Raw genomic sequence first — 19353 nt, 5'->3', positions numbered from 1 at the left:
TGCGATAGCCCTGCCCTCAAGGGGAGGGTCACGGAGCAAATGCCGCAGGAGCGGCATATTGCGAAGCGGGGTGGGGTCGGTGCAACCTCGCCGATCCCACCCCGTCTCGCAATCTCCGCTTCGCTCCGATTCCTCGCCGACCCTCCCTCGAGGGGGAGGGTTACCCCTGCGACGGCGTGAACCTTGCCACCAGCGTGTGGCTCTCGGCCGCATAGGTGAAACGGACATGGGTGACCGGGTGCTCGGCGCTCCATGTCCGTCGCTCGACCACCAGGCAGGCGGCGCCGGCCTCGATATCGAGTGCAGCCGCAATGTGTCGGTCGGCGGCGACGGCGCGGATGCGGTGCTCGGCGGCACTCCATGGCACGCGGGCGATCAGCCACGGACCAGGCGCGACGGCGAAAAATTCCTCGTTGGCGGCCTCGGCCACAGCGGCCAGGTTGATCAGCCGCTGTTCGTGGGCGAACGGCCGCTTGCCGGCGAAATGCCGGCATTCCAGCGCCAGCACCGGCCCGTTGGAGTCGAGTTCCAGCAAGGTGCGATCCTCGGCGCCGCTGCGCCTTTTATGTCGCGCTACACGCTCGTAGTGATAGGGCAGGCCGAGCGCCTCGACTTCGATCCTGATGTCGTGGATTTCCAACACCGCTGCTTGCGACTGCGGCCGCCGGACAAAGCTGCCAGAGCGGCGGCGGCGCTCTATCAGCCCGGCCTTGGCAAGCTGCGACAGCGCCTTGTTCACCGTCATGCGCGAACATTTGTACTCGGCCGTCAGTTCGTGCTCGAACGGGATGCGGTGGCCGGGCGCCCAGGCGCCGGACAGGATCCGTTCGCTGATGTCGGACAGGATGCGTTGATGCAGCGAGAGAGGCTCGCCGACGTCCACATCCATTGTCTGGATCATGCTCATGCCGAAAACGCCGTCATCACCTTGCGAAAACGCTCGGCAATAGAATCGCGCCTTGCATGCCTGCCGCTGCTGACCAGTTTCTTACCATGCACCCAGACACAATCGATGTTGGAACCGTTGGCGAAGATCCAGGTGTCGAGCACTGCATCGCCCGTCTTGCCGGCAAGCGACGGGTGCTTGCCATCGAGCGAGATGAAATCGGCTGGGGCGCCGGCGGCGATCCGCGAGGGGCCTGCGCCAAGCGCCGTACTGCCGCCGTCGAGCGCGGCTTCGAACAGTGCGCGTCCGGTCGAACCGCCGGCGACCGCCAGCAGGTTGCGGGCACGGTGGGCGAGGCGCTGCGAATATTCGAGCTGGCGCAGTTCGTCCGGCAGGCCGATCAGCACGTTGGAATCGGAGCCGACGCCGAAGCGGCCGCCATGCTGTTTGAACAAAGGTGCTGCAAAGGTGCCGTCGCCGAGATTGGCCTCGGTGATCGGGCAGAGGCCGGCGATTGCTCCGCTTTTCGCCATGGCCGCGGTCTCGGTCTCGGTCATGTGGGTGGCGTGGATCAGGCACCAGCGACTATCGATCTTGGCATTGGCGAGCAGCCATTCGACCGGCCGCGCCCCGGACCAGGCAAGGCAGTCCTCGACCTCCTTCACTTGCTCGGCGATATGGATGTGGATCGGTCCGCCAGGTGCCATTTTCGCGATAGTTTCCAATTCCTCCGGTGTCACGGCGCGCAGACTGTGCGGAGCGATGCCGACGACAGCGTGGTTCAAGGTGCTAACGGTTTCGCGGCATTTTTCAACAAGCCGCGAGAACCGATTCACATCGTTGATGAATCGCCGCTGGCCTTCGTTCGGCGCAGCGCCGCCGAAAGAGGAATGCGCATAGAAGACCGGCAGCAGCGTCAGCCCAATGCCGGTGTCGGCAGCCGCGGCGGTGATGCGTTCGGCCATTTCGGCGATGTTGGCGTAGGGCTGGCCGTCGCGGTCGTGATGCAGATAGTGAAACTCGCCGACGCGTGAGAACCCAGCCTCCAGCATCTGGACATAGAGCTGCGCAGCGACCGCCTCGACCTGGTCCGGCGTCATCGACAGCGCGAAACGATACATCACCTCGCGCCAGCTCCAGAAACTGTCGGCGGAAGGGCCGCGCAGCTCGGCCAGACCGGCCATGCCGCGCTGGAAGGCGTGGCTGTGCAGGTTCGGCATGCCTGGCAGCAGGATGGCATGGCGTTCGTCGCCGGGCTGGGATGCGGTGTTCGGCTCGACCGTAGCGATGTGGCCATCACTGGTGACGATCTTGGTATTGATATGCCAGCCGTCGGGCAGAAGTGCCTGTTCCGCAAAGATCGCCGTCACGTTTTTGTCTCCGATTGCCTGTGTCCCGCGCAATGATACCACTTGCAGTCCGTTTCAATATGTATATACATAACCGCGGCTGATTGAAACGGAAAAGATGATGGCTGGAGAGAGCAAAAGCCGGGCAGGGGAGATCCGCCTCTGGCGCAATGCGCGTCTGGCGACCATGGTTGAACGCGCCGCTGGACTGGGCATCGTCGAAAATGGCGCGATCGCCGCGCGCGATGGCCTGATCGTCTATGCCGGCCCAGAAGGCGACATGCCGGCAGCCTTCAGCCAGAACGCCGAAATTGTCGATTGCGAAGGCCGCTGGATCACACCCGGCCTGATCGACTGCCATACTCATCTGGTCCATGCCGGCAATCGCGCCAACGAATTCGAGATGCGGCTGGCCGGCGCCACCTATGAAGAGGTCACCAAGGCCGGCGGCGGCATTGTCTCGTCGGTCAAGGCGCTGCGCGCTGCCAGCCAACAGGAATTGGTTGCGCAGTCGCTGCCGCGCCTCGACGCGCTGGTCGCTGAAGGCGTCACCACGATCGAGGTCAAGTCGGGCTACGGGCTCGATCTCGAAAACGAGAAGAAATCGCTGCGCGCCGCGCGGCTCCTGGGCGAAAACCGTCCAGTAACGGTAACAACGAGCTTCCTCGGCGCGCATGCCCTGCCGCCCGAAGCGAAAGGCGACAAGGACGCTTTTATCAATTTGGTCGCAAACGAGATTTTGCCGGCCGTCACCGCCGAGGGCCTGGCCGACGCGGTCGATGGTTTTTGCGAAGGCATCGCCTTTTCGCCCGAGCAGATTTCTCGCGTGTTCGACGCGGCGAAAGCAGCAGGCCTGCCGGTAAAACTCCACGCTGACCAATTGTCCAATCTGCACGGCGCAGAACTTGCGGCGCGCTATGGCGCCCTGTCGGCCGACCATCTCGAATACACTGACGAGACGGGTGCGGCGGCGATGGCGAGGGCCGGAACCGTGGCGACGATCCTGCCCGGCGCCTACTATTTCATCCGTGAGACCAAGAAGCCGCCGATCGGCCTGTTTCGCCAGCATGGCGTCAAAATGGCGGTCGCCACCGACTGCAATCCCGGCACGTCGCCGCTGACCTCGCTGCTGCTGACCATGAACATGGCGGCGACTTTGTTCGGTCTGACTGTTGACGAATGCCTTGCCGGTGTTACCCGCGAGGCCGCCCGAGCGCTCGGACGGCTCGGAAAAACCGGCACGCTGGAGGCTGGAAAATCAGCCGACCTGGCGATCTGGGACATCGAGCGCCCGGCCGAACTCGTCTACCGCATGGGCTTCAACCCGCTGCATGCCCGCATCTGGAGGGGACAATGAGTGAACTCAAACTCAAGCCGGGCAAAACGACGCTGGCCGACTGGCGCGAAATCTATCGTGGCGCGATGCCGAAGCTGGACGCGGCCTGCTGGCCAAGGATCAAGGCCAGCGCCGAGGCCGTTGCGCGCATCGTCGCCAAGGGTGAGCCAGTCTATGGCATCAACACCGGTTTCGGCAAATTGGCCAGCGTCCGTATCCCCGCCGCCGATCTAGAGACACTTCAACGCAACATCGTTCTGTCGCATGCCGCCGGAGTCGGCGAACCGATGCCGGTCGCTGTTTGCCGGCTCATGATGGCGCTGAAGCTGGCCAGCTTGGCGCAGGGCGCCTCCGGCGTGCGGCCGCAGACCATTGAGCTGCTCGAAGCGATGCTCGCCAACGACGTCATTCCGGTGGTGCCGGCGCAAGGCTCGGTCGGCGCATCCGGCGACCTTGCGCCACTGTCGCACATGACGGCGGTGATGATCGGCGTCGGCGAATGTTCTACCCCGCATGGCCGGTTCCCGGCCAAGGTCGCCTTTGTCTCGCACGGGCTGGAGCCGGTCACGCTTGGCGCCAAGGAAGGGTTGGCGCTGCTCAACGGCACACAGTTTTCGACTGCCTATGCGTTGACCGCCTTGTTCGACGCCGAAGTGCTCTACCAGTCGGCGCTCGTCGCCGGTGCGCTTTCGACCGATGCCGCCAAGGGCTCCGACGCCCCCTTCGATCCGCGCATTCATCTGCTCAGGAGGCATCCTGGCCAGATCGAGACGGCGGAGGCGCTGCGCAACCTGATGGCCGGCAGCGCCATCCGTGAATCGCACCGGGTCGGCGACGAGCGCGTGCAGGACCCGTACTGCTTGCGCTGCCAGCCGCAGGTGATGGGTGCGGCGCTCAGCGTGCTGCGCCAGGCCGCCGACACGTTGGGCACCGAGGCCAACGGCGTCACCGACAATCCACTGATCTTCGCCGAGGACGACACAGCACTTTCCGGCGGCAATTTCCATGCCGAGCCGGTCGCCTTCGCCGCCGACATGATCGCGCTCGCCGTCTGCGAGATCGGCTCGCTGTCGGAACGGCGCATCGCCATGCTGGTCGATCCGGCGCTGTCGGGCATGCCGGCCTTCCTGACGCCGAAGCCAGGCTTGAATTCCGGCTTCATGATCCCGCAAGTGACGGCGGCAGCACTCGTCTCGGAAAACAAGCAAAAGGCCTATCCGGCCAGCGTCGATTCGATCCCGACCTCGGCCAATCAGGAAGACCACGTCTCGATGGCGGCGCATGGCGCGCGCCGGCTGATCGGCATGATCGAGAATGCGACGGCCGTCATCGGCATCGAATTGCTGGCCGCTGCGCAAGGCTGCGATTTCAATGCGCCGCTGGCATCGAGTGCGCCGCTCGAAGCGGTGCGCAGGCTGGTCAGGGCCGAAGTGCCGCATCTCGACAATGACCGGCATTTCCACCCCGACATGGAAAAGGCCATCGCCATGGTGCGCAGCGGCGCTGCCGTGAAGGCAGCGGGCGCGGTGGCACTGCCGGGAATTGCATCGTGAGGATGCGCGCCACGACAGGCCGCGTTCCTTCGCGCCGTAGAACGCCACCGCGGGAGGATTTCTCATGACTATACCCTCCTGGCTCACAGTGACCCGCGGCAAGGCACCCCTGCTGGTCTCGATCCCGCACACCGGCATCGATCTCGCCGGCCTTGAGAACCGGCTGGTGTCGGCTTGGCTCGGCCGCCGCGACGCCGACTGGTGGATCGACAAGCTGTATGACTTTGCCGAAGAGCTCGGCGCAACGGTGGTGCATACCGCGATCTCGCGCACCGTCATCGACGTCAATCGTGACCCGTCCGGCGCCTCGCTGTATCCCGGCCAGGCGACGACGGGCCTGTGCCCGACCGAAACCTTCGATGGCGATCCGCTCTATCGCGAGAGTGAGGAGCCTGGACCGTCAGAGGTCGATGAACGCCGCGAAAAATACTTTGTGCCCTATCATGCCGCCTTGCAGGCCGAGGTCGACAGGCTGCGCGCCTTGCACCCGAAGATCGTCCTCTATGACTGCCATTCGATCCGCTCGGTGCTGCCGCGGCTGTTCGAAGGCACGCTGCCGGTGTTCAACCTCGGCACCAATGACGGCAAAAGCGCCGATCCTGGCTTGCAGGCAACGGTCGGCCAGGTCCTCGCCGAAACCGGCGAGAGTTTTGTCGTCAACGGCCGCTTCAAGGGCGGCTGGATCACGCGCCATTTCGGCCAGCCGCAAAACGGCATCCATGCGCTGCAGATGGAACTGTCCAACCGCGGCTATATGCGCGAGCCCGAAAGCAAGGGTGCGCCGGACAATTGGCCGGTGCCTTACGACCCTGCATTCGCCGCGCCGATCCGCGTCACGCTGAAGCGGATCCTGGAAAAAGCGATTGCCTGGGCCGGGCGCTGACGCTTCGCCACGCAGCTCATTCGAAAGGAAAAGTGACGCCATGACCGATCCTCGCCACAACATCCGGGAAGTCCGCAGCCCGCGCGGCAGCGAACTCAACGCCCGCACATGGCTGACTGAAGCGCCGTTGCGCATGCTGATGAACAATCTCGATCCCGACGTCGCCGAAAACCCCAACGAACTGGTCGTCTATGGCGGCATCGGCCGGGCGGCGCGCACCTGGAACGACTTTGATCGCATCGTCGCCTCTCTGAAGACACTTGAAGACGACGAGACGCTGCTGGTGCAGTCCGGCAAGCCTGTCGGCGTGTTTCGGACTCACACCGATGCGCCGCGCGTGCTGATCGCCAATTCCAACCTCGTGCCGCACTGGGCGACATGGGAGAAATTCAACGAACTCGATAAGAAGGGCCTGATGATGTACGGCCAGATGACGGCCGGCTCGTGGATCTACATCGGCACCCAAGGCATCGTGCAGGGCACCTACGAGACCTTCGTTGAGGCCGGCCGCCAGCATTACGGCGGCAACCTCAGGGGCAAATGGATTCTGACCGGCGGCCTCGGCGGCATGGGCGGCGCCCAGCCGCTGGCCGCGGTCATGGCCGGCGCCTGCTGCCTGGCGATCGAATGCGATCCCGACCGCATCGATTTCAGGCTGCGCACCCGCTATGTCGATGAACGCGCCGACACGCTCGACGAGGCGCTGGAAAAGATCAAGCGCTGGACCAGGGCCGGCGAGGCGAAATCGGTCGGCCTGGTCGGCAACACCGCAGACATCGTGCCGGAACTGGTGCGGCGTGGCGTGCGCCCCGACCTGGTCACCGACCAGACGTCGGCGCATGATCCGATCAACGGCTATCTGCCCAAGGGCTGGTCGCTCGCCGAATGGCGGGAGAAGCGCGCCAGCGACCCAAAGGCGGTCGAAAAGGCGGCGCGCGCGTCGATGCGCGAACATGTCGAGGCGATGGTGGCGTTCTGGAACGCCGGCGTGCCAACGCTCGACTATGGCAATAACATCCGCCAGGTGGCGAAGGAGGAAGGATTCGACAACGCCTTTGCCTTCCCGGGTTTCGTGCCGGCCTATATCCGGCCACTGTTTTGTCGCGGGATCGGTCCGTTTCGCTGGGCAGCCCTCTCCGGCGATCCCGAGGACATCTATAAGACCGACGCCAAGGTGCGCGAACTGACGCCCGGCAACACCCACCTGCACAACTGGCTCGACATGGCGCGTGAGCGCATCGCGTTCCAGGGTCTGCCGGCGCGCATCTGCTGGGTCGGTCTCGGCGACCGTCACCGACTCGGCCTCGCCTTCAACGAGATGGTGGCGAAAGGCGAGCTCAAGGCGCCGGTGGTCATCGGCCGCGATCATCTCGATTCAGGCTCGGTTGCCTCACCGAACCGAGAGACGGAATCGATGAAGGACGGCTCCGACGCCGTGTCCGACTGGCCACTGCTCAATGCGCTGCTCAACACCGCGTCCGGCGCAACCTGGGTATCGCTGCATCATGGCGGTGGCGTCGGCATGGGCTTTTCGCAACATGCCGGTATGGTCATCGTCGCCGACGGCACGTCCCAAGCCGCCAAACGCCTGGAGCGGGTGCTGTGGAACGACCCTGCGACTGGCGTCATGCGCCACGCCGATGCTGGCTATGACCTCGCCATCGACTGCGCCAGGGAGCACCAGCTCATCCTGCCAGGCATCCTCGGCTGAACCGCGACTTGCGCATTCTGCGGGCAGCCGAGTACCGGTCCATGCCGTGGAAGAACGGCGGCGGGGTGACGACGGAAATCGCCGTCTCGCCCACAGGTGCCGCGCTCGACGATTTCGACTGGCGCGTCTCCATGGCGCACGTCGCAAGCGGTGGACCATTCTCCGAGTTTGCCGGAGTGGATCGAAGCTTGGCCGTGCTGAAAGGCGAGGGGATTATCCTTGATATCGCCGGCCGCCCGGCGGCTACGCTGACCAAGGCTTCCGCCCCGCTTTCCTTTCCGGCCGATGTGCCGACGCAAGCGGCACTGATCGCCGGTCCGATCACCGATCTCAACGTCATGACGCGGCGTGGACGGATGACCCATGCCGTCGATCGCTTGGTGATTTCAGCCCCGACGGACATCCAGTCGGCCGCTGATGCGACCCTCATCCTGTGTTTTGACGGCGAGATCACGGTGGCCGGCGCGGCGCCTGTCCGCATCGGACCGCGCGACACGCTGTTGCTCGGACCGGACGCCCTGAAACGGCGCGTTGAGCCTGTGCGACCGGCGACGCTGTTCGTGATCCGCATCGATCGCGTTGCAGCAAACGATTAACGCCTGTTTCGAAACATGATCACAACACCGGCGAAATATGCCGTAAGCTCAAGCCCAGATCACGAAAAAGCCCGAATCCTTCCGTGGATCAAGTCCCGGCGGGAGTGAGAGGTGGTTCGTCTGTAAATCTTGGTGCGAAAATAAACTTTCGGCCCTTGTTTCGATGCAACCAATTCCATTTCGATCGGTTTTAGGGACATTGCTGTGGCGGTGACGCCGCTAAGGCGGCCCCCATGCGGAATTTTCAATGAATATCCAGACAGACCCCACCCAAATGGAAAAGACGAGTGCGAGCTTTCCGGCCATCACGGAAGAGCCGATACGCTCCAATTTCCTGCCGGAAGAGCGCCTGCGCACGCTGGGTACAAGCCTCGCCAAGGGCGACGTCAGGGATCTGTTCGGCCTGGAGCCGTTCGATTTCCAGCCACGCGTCCGCGACAGCGCTAGGAAGATCCTCGAAGTCTACCGCTCGACCAATGCCGCGCAGGCTAGAGGCGAGACGATTACGCCGGCGGCGCAATGGCTGCTCGACAACAACTATCTGGTCGAGGAAACCATCTTCCAGGTCAAGCGCGACCTGCCGCCCCGTTTCTATCGGCAGTTGCCGACCCTGAAGCTGCGCGACGGCGCTCGTGTGCCGCGCGCGCTGGCGCTGGCCTGGACCTATGTCGCGCATTCGGACAGCTCCGTCTCGGCGGCCATGTTCAAGGCGATCGTCGAAGGCTTTCAGTCCGTCGAGCCGCTGAAGATCGGCGAGCTCTGGGCGCTGCCGTCGCTGCTGCGCTTCGTTCTGATCGAAAATCTTCGCCGCATCGCGGTGCGGGTCAATCGTACCCGGCAGATGCGTCAGATTGCCAACGAGGTTGCCGACGGCGTGCTGGCGATCGACGACAGCGCCGACCGTCAGGCGATCCTGTCGAACTACGTCGCCCATGCACAAGACACCACCTTTGCCACCCAATTGCTCTACCGCCTGCGCGACGGGTCGCAAAATGCCGGCAGGGCGCTGGAATGGCTGGAGGGCGAGCTTGAAAAGTCCGGCTCCGATGCCGAGGAAATCATCATCAGCGAGCATCGCACGTTGTCCAGCGGCAACGTAACCACCGGCAACATCATCCGCGGCCTCAGGCTCATCAACGATATCGACTGGACGGTTTGGTTCGAAGATGTCAGCCGCATCGACACCTTGCTGCGCGAGCGCACCGATTTCGCCGCGCTCGATTTCTTCTCGCGCGACCAGTACCGGACCGCGATCGAGGAAATGGCGCGCCGCTCCGATCGTTCCGAATTCCGCGTTGCTGAAAAGGCGATCGAACTCGCCGGCCATGCCGCTGTCGCCGATACCACCGTTACCAGTCCGACCGCTCACACCGACGTCGGGTTCTTTCTGGTCGGCCCGCGCCGGCTGGAACTGGAAAAGGCGATCGGCTATCGGCCGACCGTCAGCGTCACGATCAAACGGACGTTCCGCAAGACCGGATGGCTGGGCATTGTCGTGCCGGTGTTCGCACTGACGGCCCTGCTTCTTGTCCTCTCCGGCAACGCCCTTGCCAATCTCGGCCTGTCCATACCGTCGATCGTCCTGATGCTGGCGCTGTTTGCCGTGCCGGCCAGCGAAGGCGCGCTTGCCTTCTTTAACACCGTCGTATCGTTGTTCCTGAAGCCTACGCGCCTCGTCGGCTACGACTACAGACGCGGCATGCCGCCCGAGGCGCGCACGCTGGTGGTGGTGCCGTCGCTGATCGGCTCGCGCGACGACGTCGAGGAGAACATCCGCAACATCGAAGTGCACCACCTGGCCAACACGGCGGACGAAATCCATTTCGCCCTGCTTTCGGACTGGCCAGACAGCAAAACCGAAATCGATGCGGCGGATATCGAGATCCTGCAATATGCTCGAGACGAGATCGCGCGGCTGAACGCCCGCTATCCCAGCGAAGGCGCGCCGCGTTTCTACGTCCTGCACCGCCGGCGACTCTACAATGAATCCCAGGGCGCCTGGATGGGCTGGGAACGGAAGCGCGGCAAGCTGCACGAACTGAATCTTCTGCTGCGTGGTGACAGCGACACCACCTTTCTGCCGCTGGACGTGCCGTTGCCGGAAAACGTCATCCATGTGATGACGCTGGATGCCGACACGCGCACCACCCGCGATGCCGTCGCTAGTTTGGCTGGCAAGCTTTGCCATCCGCTCAACCGCCCGCATTACGATGCGGCAAAGCGCGTCGTCAGCGCCGGCTACACCATCCTGCAGCCGCGCATCACCGCTTCGCTGACCAGCGGCGACGACGCATCCTTCTTCCAGCGGGTCTTTTCTGCCAATCGCGGCCTCGATCCCTACGTCTTTGCCGTCTCGGACATCTACCAGGACGTCTTCGGCGACGGCTCCTTCACCGGCAAGGGGCTCTATCATGTCGACGCCTTCGAGGCGGCGCTGAAGGGCCGCATCGAAGAAAACACCGTGCTTAGTCACGATCTGCTCGAAGGCGCCTTGGCGCGCGCGGCACTGGTCACCGACGTCGAACTGGTCGAGGACTATCCGACCCGCTATTCGGTTGACGCGTCGCGCCACCATCGCTGGGCGCGCGGCGACTGGCAGCTTCTGGGCTTCATTCTCAATCCGCGCTCCGGTGTGCCGGCGCTGTCGCGCTGGAAGATGGTCGACAATCTGCGCCGGTCGCTGACGCCGATCTTCTGGGTGATGGCCGCGATCGCCGGCTGGACGCTGCTGCCCTTCACCCAGGCCGCTCAATGGCAGGCGCTGCTGATCCTCACACTTTTCATGGCGCCGACGTTCGACATCGTCCACGCCATCCTGCCGAAAAGCGGCGACCAGACGCCGCGCGGTCATTTCTCGGCGCTGGCGCGCGACGTCGTCTTCGGCACCGCCCTGGTGGCTCTGAAGATCGTGCTGATGGCGCATCTGGCCTGGATGATGGGCGATGCCATTATTCGCACGCTCTACCGCCTGTTCGTCAGCCGGAAGGACCTGCTCGAATGGCGCACTGCCTCGCAGGCTCACAAGAACGGCGACAACGATCTCGGCTCCTATTACGGCATGATGTACGGCGCGGTGATTGTCGGCGTCGTCGGCCTCGCCATCCCTGTTGTGGCCGATTCCACCGGAGCTTTCGTCGCCTTCTTCTTCGCGCTGTTCTGGATCGGCTCGCCGGCCTTCGCCTTCTTTATAAGCCGCTCGGCCGAAACCGAGGACCGTTTGCGCATATCGGCGGCCGACATCCATGTGCTGCGCACGGTTGCGCGGCGCACATGGCATTATTTCGAGACCTTCGTGACGGCCGAGCATCACAATCTGCCGCCTGACAATTTCCAGGAAAGTCCGGCGCCTGTCGTGGCGCCCCGCACCTCGCCGACCAATATCGGCGTCTATCTCCTGTCAGTGGTTTCGGCGCGCGATTTCGGCTGGATCAGCCTATCCGACGCCACCACCCGCATTGACGCGACGATGTCGACTATCGAGAGCATGCCGCGTGAGCGCGGCCATCTCTTCAACTGGTATGACACGACGACACTGAAGCCGCTCTATCCGCTGTACATTTCCGCCGTCGATAGCGGCAATCTCGCCGGCCATCTGGTGGCAGTAGCGGCAGCCTGTGCCGAATGGGCGGAAGCGCCTGCAGTCCACCTTCAGGGCGACTTTGAGGGTATCCTCGATACGGTGACGATCCTCGACGAAAGCCTGGCGGAGTTGCCTGACGACCGCCGCCAGTTGCGGCCGTTGCGCCAGCGACTTGCCGATCGCCTCGACGGCATGCGACGCGCTGTCGAATCGATCAAGGCACAGCCCGAGATGGCGTCGATCCGCACCATCAACCTGGCCGTTCTGGCTGGCGAGATCCGCAAGCTCGCCATCGCTATCCATACTGAGGCCGCCTCGACGCAGAGCGACACCATCGCCGACTGGGCGGCTAGACTGGAAGCCACCTGCGAAGCGCATGTCCATGACGCGCATAGCGACGACAATGCCGTCGAGGCGCTGCGGGCCAAGCTTCTTTCGTTGCGCGAGCGCACGCGCCGCTTTGCCTTCGAGATGGATTTCTCCTTCCTCATGCGCAAGGAACGCAAGCTTCTGTCGATCGGCTACCGGGTCGAGGAGCATCAGCTCGACGAAAGCTGCTACGACCTCCTGGCTTCCGAGGCGCGGCTGACCAGCCTGTTCGCCATAGCCAAGGGCGATCTGCCGACGGAGCACTGGTTCCACCTCGGCCGGCCGATCGTCGAGATCGGGTTCAAGGGCGCGCTGATGTCCTGGTCCGGCTCGATGTTCGAGTATTTGATGCCGCCGCTGGTGATGAAGGAGCCGCAAGGCAGCATCCTCAACCAGACCAGCAAGCTCATCATCAAGCGCCAGATCCAGTACGGCCGCTCGAAGAACGTGCCCTGGGGCATTTCGGAAGCGGCCTACAACGCCCGCGATCGCGAACTGACCTACCAGTACACCAATTTCGGCGTGCCTGGGCTGGGCCTGAAGCGAGGTCTTGGCCAGAACACGGTGATTGCGCCTTACGCGACCGTGCTGGCGGCGCAGTTCACCCCGCGTGAATCGGTGCAGAACCTGGCCAGGCTGAGGCGGCTCGGCGCCCTTGGCCGGCACGGCTTCTACGATGCGGTCGATTTCACGCCGCAGCGCGTGCCAGAGGGCACCGACCATGTCGTCGTGCTGAACTATATGGCCCACCATTCCGGCATGTCGATCGCCGCCGTCGCCGACGCCATCTTTGAAGGACGCCTGCGCGACCGCTTCCACAGCGATCCGGTGATCGAGTCGGCCGAGTTGCTGCTGCAGGAAAGAGCGCCGCGCGACATCCCGACCGCCACCGTCAGGACCGAGGCCGACGAACGGTCGAAGGACGAAACGGAAGCCGAGAGCCCCGATACGCGCATCGTGCTCAACCCGCTCAAGGCGCTGCGTTCGACCAGCGTCATGTCCAATGGCCGCTACTCGGTCATGGTTACCGCGACCGGCTCCGGCTATAGTCGCTGGGGCGAGCTTGCCGTCACGCGCTGGCAGCCGGATCCAACCGAGGATCGGCTTGGCTCCTACATATTCCTGCGCGACTCCGGCACCGGCGACTGGTGGTCGGCCACCGCCGAGCCGAAGCGTGCCACCCACGAAGAGGTGCGGACGCTGTTCTCCGACGACAAGGCGAGCTTCGTCAAGTCGGTGGGATCACTGCGTTCGGAGGTCGAATGCATCGTCATTTCGGAAGGAAATGGCGAAGGCCGGCGGGTGACCCTCTACAATGACGGCCCGGTCGACCGGCATATCGAAGTGACCTCGTTCGCTGAACTGGTGCTGGGCTCCGAAGCATCCGACAACGCGCATCCGGCGTTCTCGAAAATGTTCGTCGAAACCGAAATCGCTGCGAATAACGCAGCGATCTTCGCCACGAGACGTAAGCGGGAAACGGACGAGCCTGATGTCGCTATGGTGCATTTCGTCACCGACCCGTCTGGGTCGACGCGCGACGCCGAGGCCGAAACCGACCGGCGCGCCTTCATAGGCCGCGGCCGCACCATTACCGAGGCCGCCGCCTTCGATCCCGGCGCCAAGCTTGGCGGCCATTCCGGCTTCACGCTGGACCCGGTCGCAGCACTTCGCCGACAGGTGCGCGTGCCGGCCAACAAGAAGATATCGCTGACCTTCTGGACTGCCGTCGGCGCCAATCGTGCCGAACTCGAAGAAGCCATTGCGCGGCTTGATCATCCGGAAGCCTTCGCGCGCCAGGCGATGCTCGCCTGGACCCGCTCGCAGGTGCAGACCCGGCATCTCGGTCTCAGCCTTGCCGATGCCGCCAATGTGCAGAATCTGGCGCGCTATTTGATCTATCCGGATCCGTTCCTGCGGCTTCCGGCCGAATCGATCGCTTCTGGGCTCGGTAGGCAATCGGGCCTATGGCCGACCAGCATATCCGGCGACTTTCCGATTTTCCTGGTCAGGATCGGCGATGTCGCCGATCTCGAAATAGTTGCCCAGGCGCTCCGCTTCCAGGAATACATGCGCGCCCGCGGCATGATGATCGACTTTGTCGTCGTGAACGAGCAGGCTTCGTCCTACGTGCAGGACCTGCAACGGGCGGTTGAGACGCTGTGCGAAAACAGCCGCCTGCGCGGCAAGGAGCTAGGACCACGCCAGCACATCTTCGCGGTACGCCGCGACCTCATGGACGAGGCGACCTACAAGACGCTGCTGGCCGTCGCTCGCGTCGTTCTGCACACGCGCAACGGCACCATCTTCGATCAGATCGAGCGCGCCGAGGCCGCTGCGCTGCAAGCGCGGGACGCCTTGCAGCCGGCGGGTGCAGCAGCGCTTCGTGAACCGTCTCCGCCGGCGCCACATACGTGGGCCCAAGCCTCGTTGGAAGGCCGTGCCGACGGCAGCGGGCTCAACCAGTGGAACGGCTTTGGCGGCTTCGAGGGTGACGGACGTCACTATGTCGTGCGCCTTGCTGGCCGGCGCACGACGCCGCAGCCCTGGATCAACGTCGTTTCCAACGCCTCGTTCGGTTTCCACGTTTCGGCTGAAGGCACTGCCTTCACCTGGAGCCGAAACAGCCGCGACTATCAACTGACGCCGTGGACGAACGACCCGGTCACCAACCGGCCAGGCGAGGGCATCTATATCTACGATCAGGCCAGCGGCCGGGCGTTCTCGCCGCTGGCCGCCGTCGTGCGCGATCCCGCCATGACCTACGAAACATGGCACGGGCAGGGGTTTTCGACCTTCCGTTCGAAGCGCGGGCCGCTGTCGATGGACCTTACCCATGTGGTGGATTCCGTCGATCCGGTGAAAATCTCCCGGTTGCGCATCCAGAATTCCGGTTCGGCGCCGGCGCGCCTGCGCGTCTATGCCTATGCGGAATGGGTTCTTGGCAGCCATCGTTCGCGCACGGCGGCGACCATCGTTCCCTCGAGGGATGTCGCGACGGGCGCGTTGCTGGCGCAAAATCCCTACGGGCTCGATTTCAGCGAGCGGGTCGCCTTCCTGGCCGCCGACGGGGCGGCACACTCCGTGACGGCCGATCGCGGCGAGTTCATCGGCCGAAACGGCACCAGCGAACTCCCGCAAGCCGTGCTTAGCGGCGCAAGCCTGTCGGGCCGCGTCGAGGCGGGCGACGATCCTTGTGCTGCAGTTGCACGCGACGTCGACATCCCCGCCGGCGGCGACGTGACGTTGCTCTGGCTGCTCGGCGATGCAGCGTCTGCCGAGGAAGCCAGCGCGCTGGTACAGCATCATTGCAGCAAGGATTTCGATCAGCGGCTGACTGACAATGAACGCGCCTGGCGAGGGTTTCTCGACACCATCCAGGTCGAGACGCCGGACAGGGCGCTCAACGCGATGGTCAACCACTGGCTGCCCTATCAGAGCCTTGCCTGCCGCATCCGAGCCCGCTCGGCGTTCTACCAGGCGAGCGGCGCCTTTGGCTTCCGCGATCAGTTGCAGGACACGCTGGCCCTGCTTCTCCATGATCCGAAATTGGCGCGCGACCAGATCCTCAACGCGGCGCGGCGGCAATTCCCCGAAGGCGACGTGCAGCATTGGTGGCTGCCGCGAACCGAGGCAGGCGTCCGCACCATGATTTCCGACGACGTGGTCTGGCTCGCCCATGCCACGGCACACTACTTGCTGGTGACCGGCGATACCGCGATCCTCAGGGAACAACTGCCCTTCATCGAAGGGCCGCCGCTGGAAGAAGGCGAGCACGACGCCTTTTTCACCCCGGAAATATCGAAGAAGACCGCTTCACTCTACGATCATTGCGCGCGCGCACTTGACCTTGCCATCAAGCGCAGCAGCCCCGCCGGACTGCCGCTGATCCTCGGCGGTGACTGGAACGACGGCATGAACCGTGTCGGCGAGCACGGTAAGGGCGAGAGCGTCTGGCTGGGTTGGTTCCTGCTGAAGACGCTGGGCGACTTTGCAGCTGTCGCCAAGGCGGAAGGCGACGCCAAGCGTGCGCAAGCCTGGACAAAACACGCCGACGTGCTGAAGCGGGCGCTGGAAAGCACGGCCTGGGACGGTGAATGGTATCGTCGCGGCAGCTTCGACGACGGCACGCCGCTGGGGTCGCGCAGCTCGCAGGAGTGCAAGATCGACTCGATTGCCCAGTCGTGGAGCGTGCTGTCGGGCGAGGGCGATCCGGCGCGATCGACGACAGCGATGCAGCAGGCGATGAAAATGCTCGTCGACGACGAGCTCAACATCGTCAAGCTTTTCACCCCGCCCTTTTCCAGGACGGAACAGAACCCAGGCTACATCAAGAGCTACCCGCCGGGTGTCCGTGAAAACGGCGGCCAGTACACCCACGCGGCGACATGGTTCGTCATTGCGCTCGCCGAAATGGGGCGTGTCGACGACGCCTACCGCTGTTTCTCGATGCTCAACCCGGTCAACCATGCGCTCGACGAGGCCGCTGCCGAGCACTATCGCGTCGAGCCTTATGTCGTCGCGGCAGACGTCTATGCCGGGCAAGGCAAGGGCGGCCGCGGCGGCTGGACCTGGTATACCGGCTCGGCCGGCTGGCTTTATCGCGCGGCTGTCGAAGGCATCCTCGGCATCGAGCGCAGGGGCGAGCGCATCCAGTTCAGGCCGAAACTGCCCAGCCATTGGGATGGCTATGCGGCAACGCTCAAGGTGCTGGGGGCCGAGCTCAGAGTTCAGGTTGTCCGCGACAAGAAGGCCAAAGCCGTCTCGCTCGAGGTAAATGGTAAAAAGACGAAGGCTTCGTCTTTCGAACCGAAAGCCGGCGACAAGGCCGATCTGGTCGTCAGGATACCGGCGTAGCTTCAAGGATTTTGAGCGTCTTTGTACATCTTGAGGATATGCGTTATTTAGAGTTGCTCTAGCAATGCTATTGCGCTTGAGATTTCCCAAAAGCCGATGCAGGTTTTTGGGATTCGTACATGGCCAGTTGCTGATTAAAATTTCGGCAGTGCTTCCTACCTGCCACGATTTTGCCGCAAGGCTGACATTTTACCTTTCTTCTCAAACCGTTAGGTGATCACGACAGATTTCGCAGCGTCGCCATCTTTTGTTCGCGAATTGGGAACTGAAGGGATACACGGGCATTGTTTCGCGACACGTCAACGGGTACGAGTCAGAAAATGATGCAGTGCACAATAACAATTTGCCGGAGTAGCTGAAGTGTCCCTTCTGCAAATCTACTGGAGAGCGCTCGGTTATCTCGCTGCCGACAGAAAACGCGTCGCGTTTATTTGTGGGGCGAATGTCGCGCTTGCGATTATCGCCATCCTTGAGCCGATCATGTTCGGACGAGTGATCGATGCCATTTCGGACGGCGGCTCGGTCTTTTCGACGCTCGGCCTGTGGGCCGGGATTGGCGTCTTCAACGTCGTCGCCTTCGTTCTGGTGGCGCGCGGCGCGGACCGCTTTGCCCATGCGCGGCGCAGCGAGGTTCTTTGCCAATCATTCGAGCGCGTGATCACCATGCCGCTTGCCTGGCATCATCAGCGCGGCACCTCCAATTCTCTGCATACGCTGCTGCGCGCGGTCGAGACCTTGTTCAGCCTCTGGCTCGAGTTCATGAGGCAGCATTTGTCGACCGTTGTCGCACTGGTTCTGCTGGTGCCGACGGCGCTCAGCATGGACATTCGGATGTCGATGGTCCTGCTGGCGCTGGGCGCTCTCTACGTCGGAATCGGGCGGCTGGTGATGCGTCGTACCAGGGAAGGCCAGGCGTCCGTGGAGCGGCACTTTCACCAGGTGTTCGCGCATGTGAGCGACTCGGTCAGCAATGTCGCCGTGCTGCAGAGCTACAATCGCATCGGCCACGAGACCGACGCCTTGAAGCGCTACGTTAAGAACCTGCTTGATGCTCAGTATCCGGTGCTCGACTGGTGGGCATTGGCCAACGCTCTTCACCGTCTGTCGTCGACCATTTCGATGATGGTCGTGCTTTTGATCGGCTCCTATCTGGTCATGCATGGCCAACTGCGTATCGGTGACGTGATCGCCTTCACCGGATTTGCCACGCTGCTGATTGCCCGTCTCGATCAGATGTCGGCCTTCGCCAACCAGATTTCGGAAGCCAGGGCCAAGCTCGAGGAATTTTATCGCCTGGAGGACTCCGCGGCAGACGCCGCCGAGCCGGACGGGTTGCGTGACCTGGTCAACGTCACTGGTCATGTGCGTTTCGAAAACGTCAATTTCGAATTCGCCAATTCGGGGCAGGGCGTGAACGATGTGTCGTTCGAGGTCCATGCCGGCCAGACCGTGGCCATCGTCGGTCCGACGGGCGCAGGCAAGACGACGCTCATCAATCTTTTGCAGCGGGTCTTTTCGCCGGCCAGCGGCCGCATCCTGATCGATGGCATCGATACCCGCACGGTGACCCGCAAGTCGCTGCGCCACTCGATCGCCACCGTTTTCCAGGATGCAGGCCTGCTCAACCGCTCGATCGAGGACAATATCCGCGTCGGGCGCGCCGAGGCGACCTATGATGAGGTCCACGCCGCCGCCAACGCCGCTGCCGCGCAGGATTTCATCCTGTCGAAGAGCAACGGCTACGACACGGTCGTCGGCGAACGCGGCGGACAGCTTTCGGGCGGCGAGCGCCAGCGTATCGCGATCGCGCGCGCCGTGCTGAAGGATGCGCCCATTCTGGTGCTCGATGAAGCGACCAGTGCGCTGGATGTCGAGACGGAAGACCGCGTCAAGGAAGCGATCGACGAATTGCGGCGCGGCCGCACCACCTTCATCATCGCGCACCGCCTGACCACTGTTCGCGATGCCGATCTGGTCGTGTTCATGGACAACGGCAAGGTGGTCGAAACGGGTGGCTTCGCCGAATTGTCGATGCGCAATGGCCGCTTCGCCAGCCTGTTGCGCGCCGGCGGCTTGCTCAACGACGAGGAAGTCCGCCGCCTCAGCCGCACCATCACGGACGAGGCCGCCTGAGCGGCCAGGCTCGCCCTTCTCCCCTTCCTTGTGGGAGAAGGTGGCCGCGAAGCGGCCGGATGAGCTTGGCGCCGGCCTTCCTCCAGAATCGAAGTTCAGG

9 protein-coding genes are annotated in these 19353 nt (G+C 63.5%); 7 read left to right on the top strand and 2 right to left on the bottom strand.

Features of this window, described 5'->3' with window-relative positions; genetic code table 11:
• Positions 1-160 precede the first annotated feature (160 nt).
• Complete coding sequence (hutC, locus tag NMG80_RS15865) at positions 161-907, bottom strand: histidine utilization transcriptional repressor HutC (protein ID WP_254018964.1); 747 nt, start codon at positions 905-907, stop codon at positions 161-163.
• The gene (locus NMG80_RS15860) at positions 904-2256 is read right to left on the bottom strand and encodes a formimidoylglutamate deiminase (protein ID WP_254018963.1); all 1353 of its coding nucleotides are present in this window, start codon (positions 2254-2256) and stop codon (positions 904-906) included. The genes hutC and NMG80_RS15860 overlap by 4 nt, the downstream gene beginning before the upstream one ends.
• Before the next feature lie 100 nt (positions 2257-2356).
• Here NMG80_RS15860 and hutI point away from each other — a divergent pair, with 100 nt between their 5' ends.
• From hutI to NMG80_RS15825, 7 genes are all read left to right on the top strand, one after another.
• Positions 2357-3592, top strand: coding sequence for an imidazolonepropionase (gene hutI / locus NMG80_RS15855; RefSeq protein ID WP_254018962.1), 1236 nt, complete (start codon positions 2357-2359; stop codon positions 3590-3592).
• Entirely contained in the window at positions 3589-5124 is a 1536-nt protein-coding gene (hutH, locus tag NMG80_RS15850; RefSeq protein ID WP_254018961.1) for a histidine ammonia-lyase, read from the top strand. The genes hutI and hutH overlap by 4 nt, the downstream gene beginning before the upstream one ends.
• A 64-nt stretch (positions 5125-5188) precedes the next feature.
• Complete coding sequence (gene hutG / locus NMG80_RS15845) at positions 5189-6007, top strand: N-formylglutamate deformylase (protein WP_254018960.1); 819 nt, start codon at positions 5189-5191, stop codon at positions 6005-6007.
• Positions 6008-6047: 40 nt separating this feature from the next.
• Complete coding sequence (hutU, locus tag NMG80_RS15840) at positions 6048-7718, top strand: urocanate hydratase (protein WP_254018959.1); 1671 nt, start codon at positions 6048-6050, stop codon at positions 7716-7718.
• 8 nt (positions 7719-7726) lie between these two features.
• On the top strand, positions 7727-8314 hold the full coding sequence (locus tag NMG80_RS15835) for a HutD/Ves family protein (RefSeq protein ID WP_254018958.1): 588 nt from the start codon (positions 7727-7729) through the stop codon (positions 8312-8314).
• Between the two features lie 247 nt (positions 8315-8561).
• Complete coding sequence (locus NMG80_RS15830; RefSeq protein ID WP_254018957.1) at positions 8562-17120, top strand: glycoside hydrolase family 94 protein; 8559 nt, start codon at positions 8562-8564, stop codon at positions 17118-17120.
• Between the two features lie 360 nt (positions 17121-17480).
• Complete coding sequence (locus NMG80_RS15825; RefSeq protein WP_254018956.1) at positions 17481-19253, top strand: glucan ABC transporter ATP-binding protein/ permease; 1773 nt, start codon at positions 17481-17483, stop codon at positions 19251-19253.
• Positions 19254-19353: the final 100 nt, after the last annotated feature.

It is taken from the genome of Mesorhizobium escarrei (assembly GCF_935825525.1).
GTDB classification, from domain to species: Bacteria; Pseudomonadota; Alphaproteobacteria; order Rhizobiales; family Rhizobiaceae; genus Mesorhizobium; species Mesorhizobium escarrei.
The sequence above is the reverse complement of the archived record's forward strand: the minus strand, read 5'-3'. Positions and strand labels throughout refer to the sequence as shown.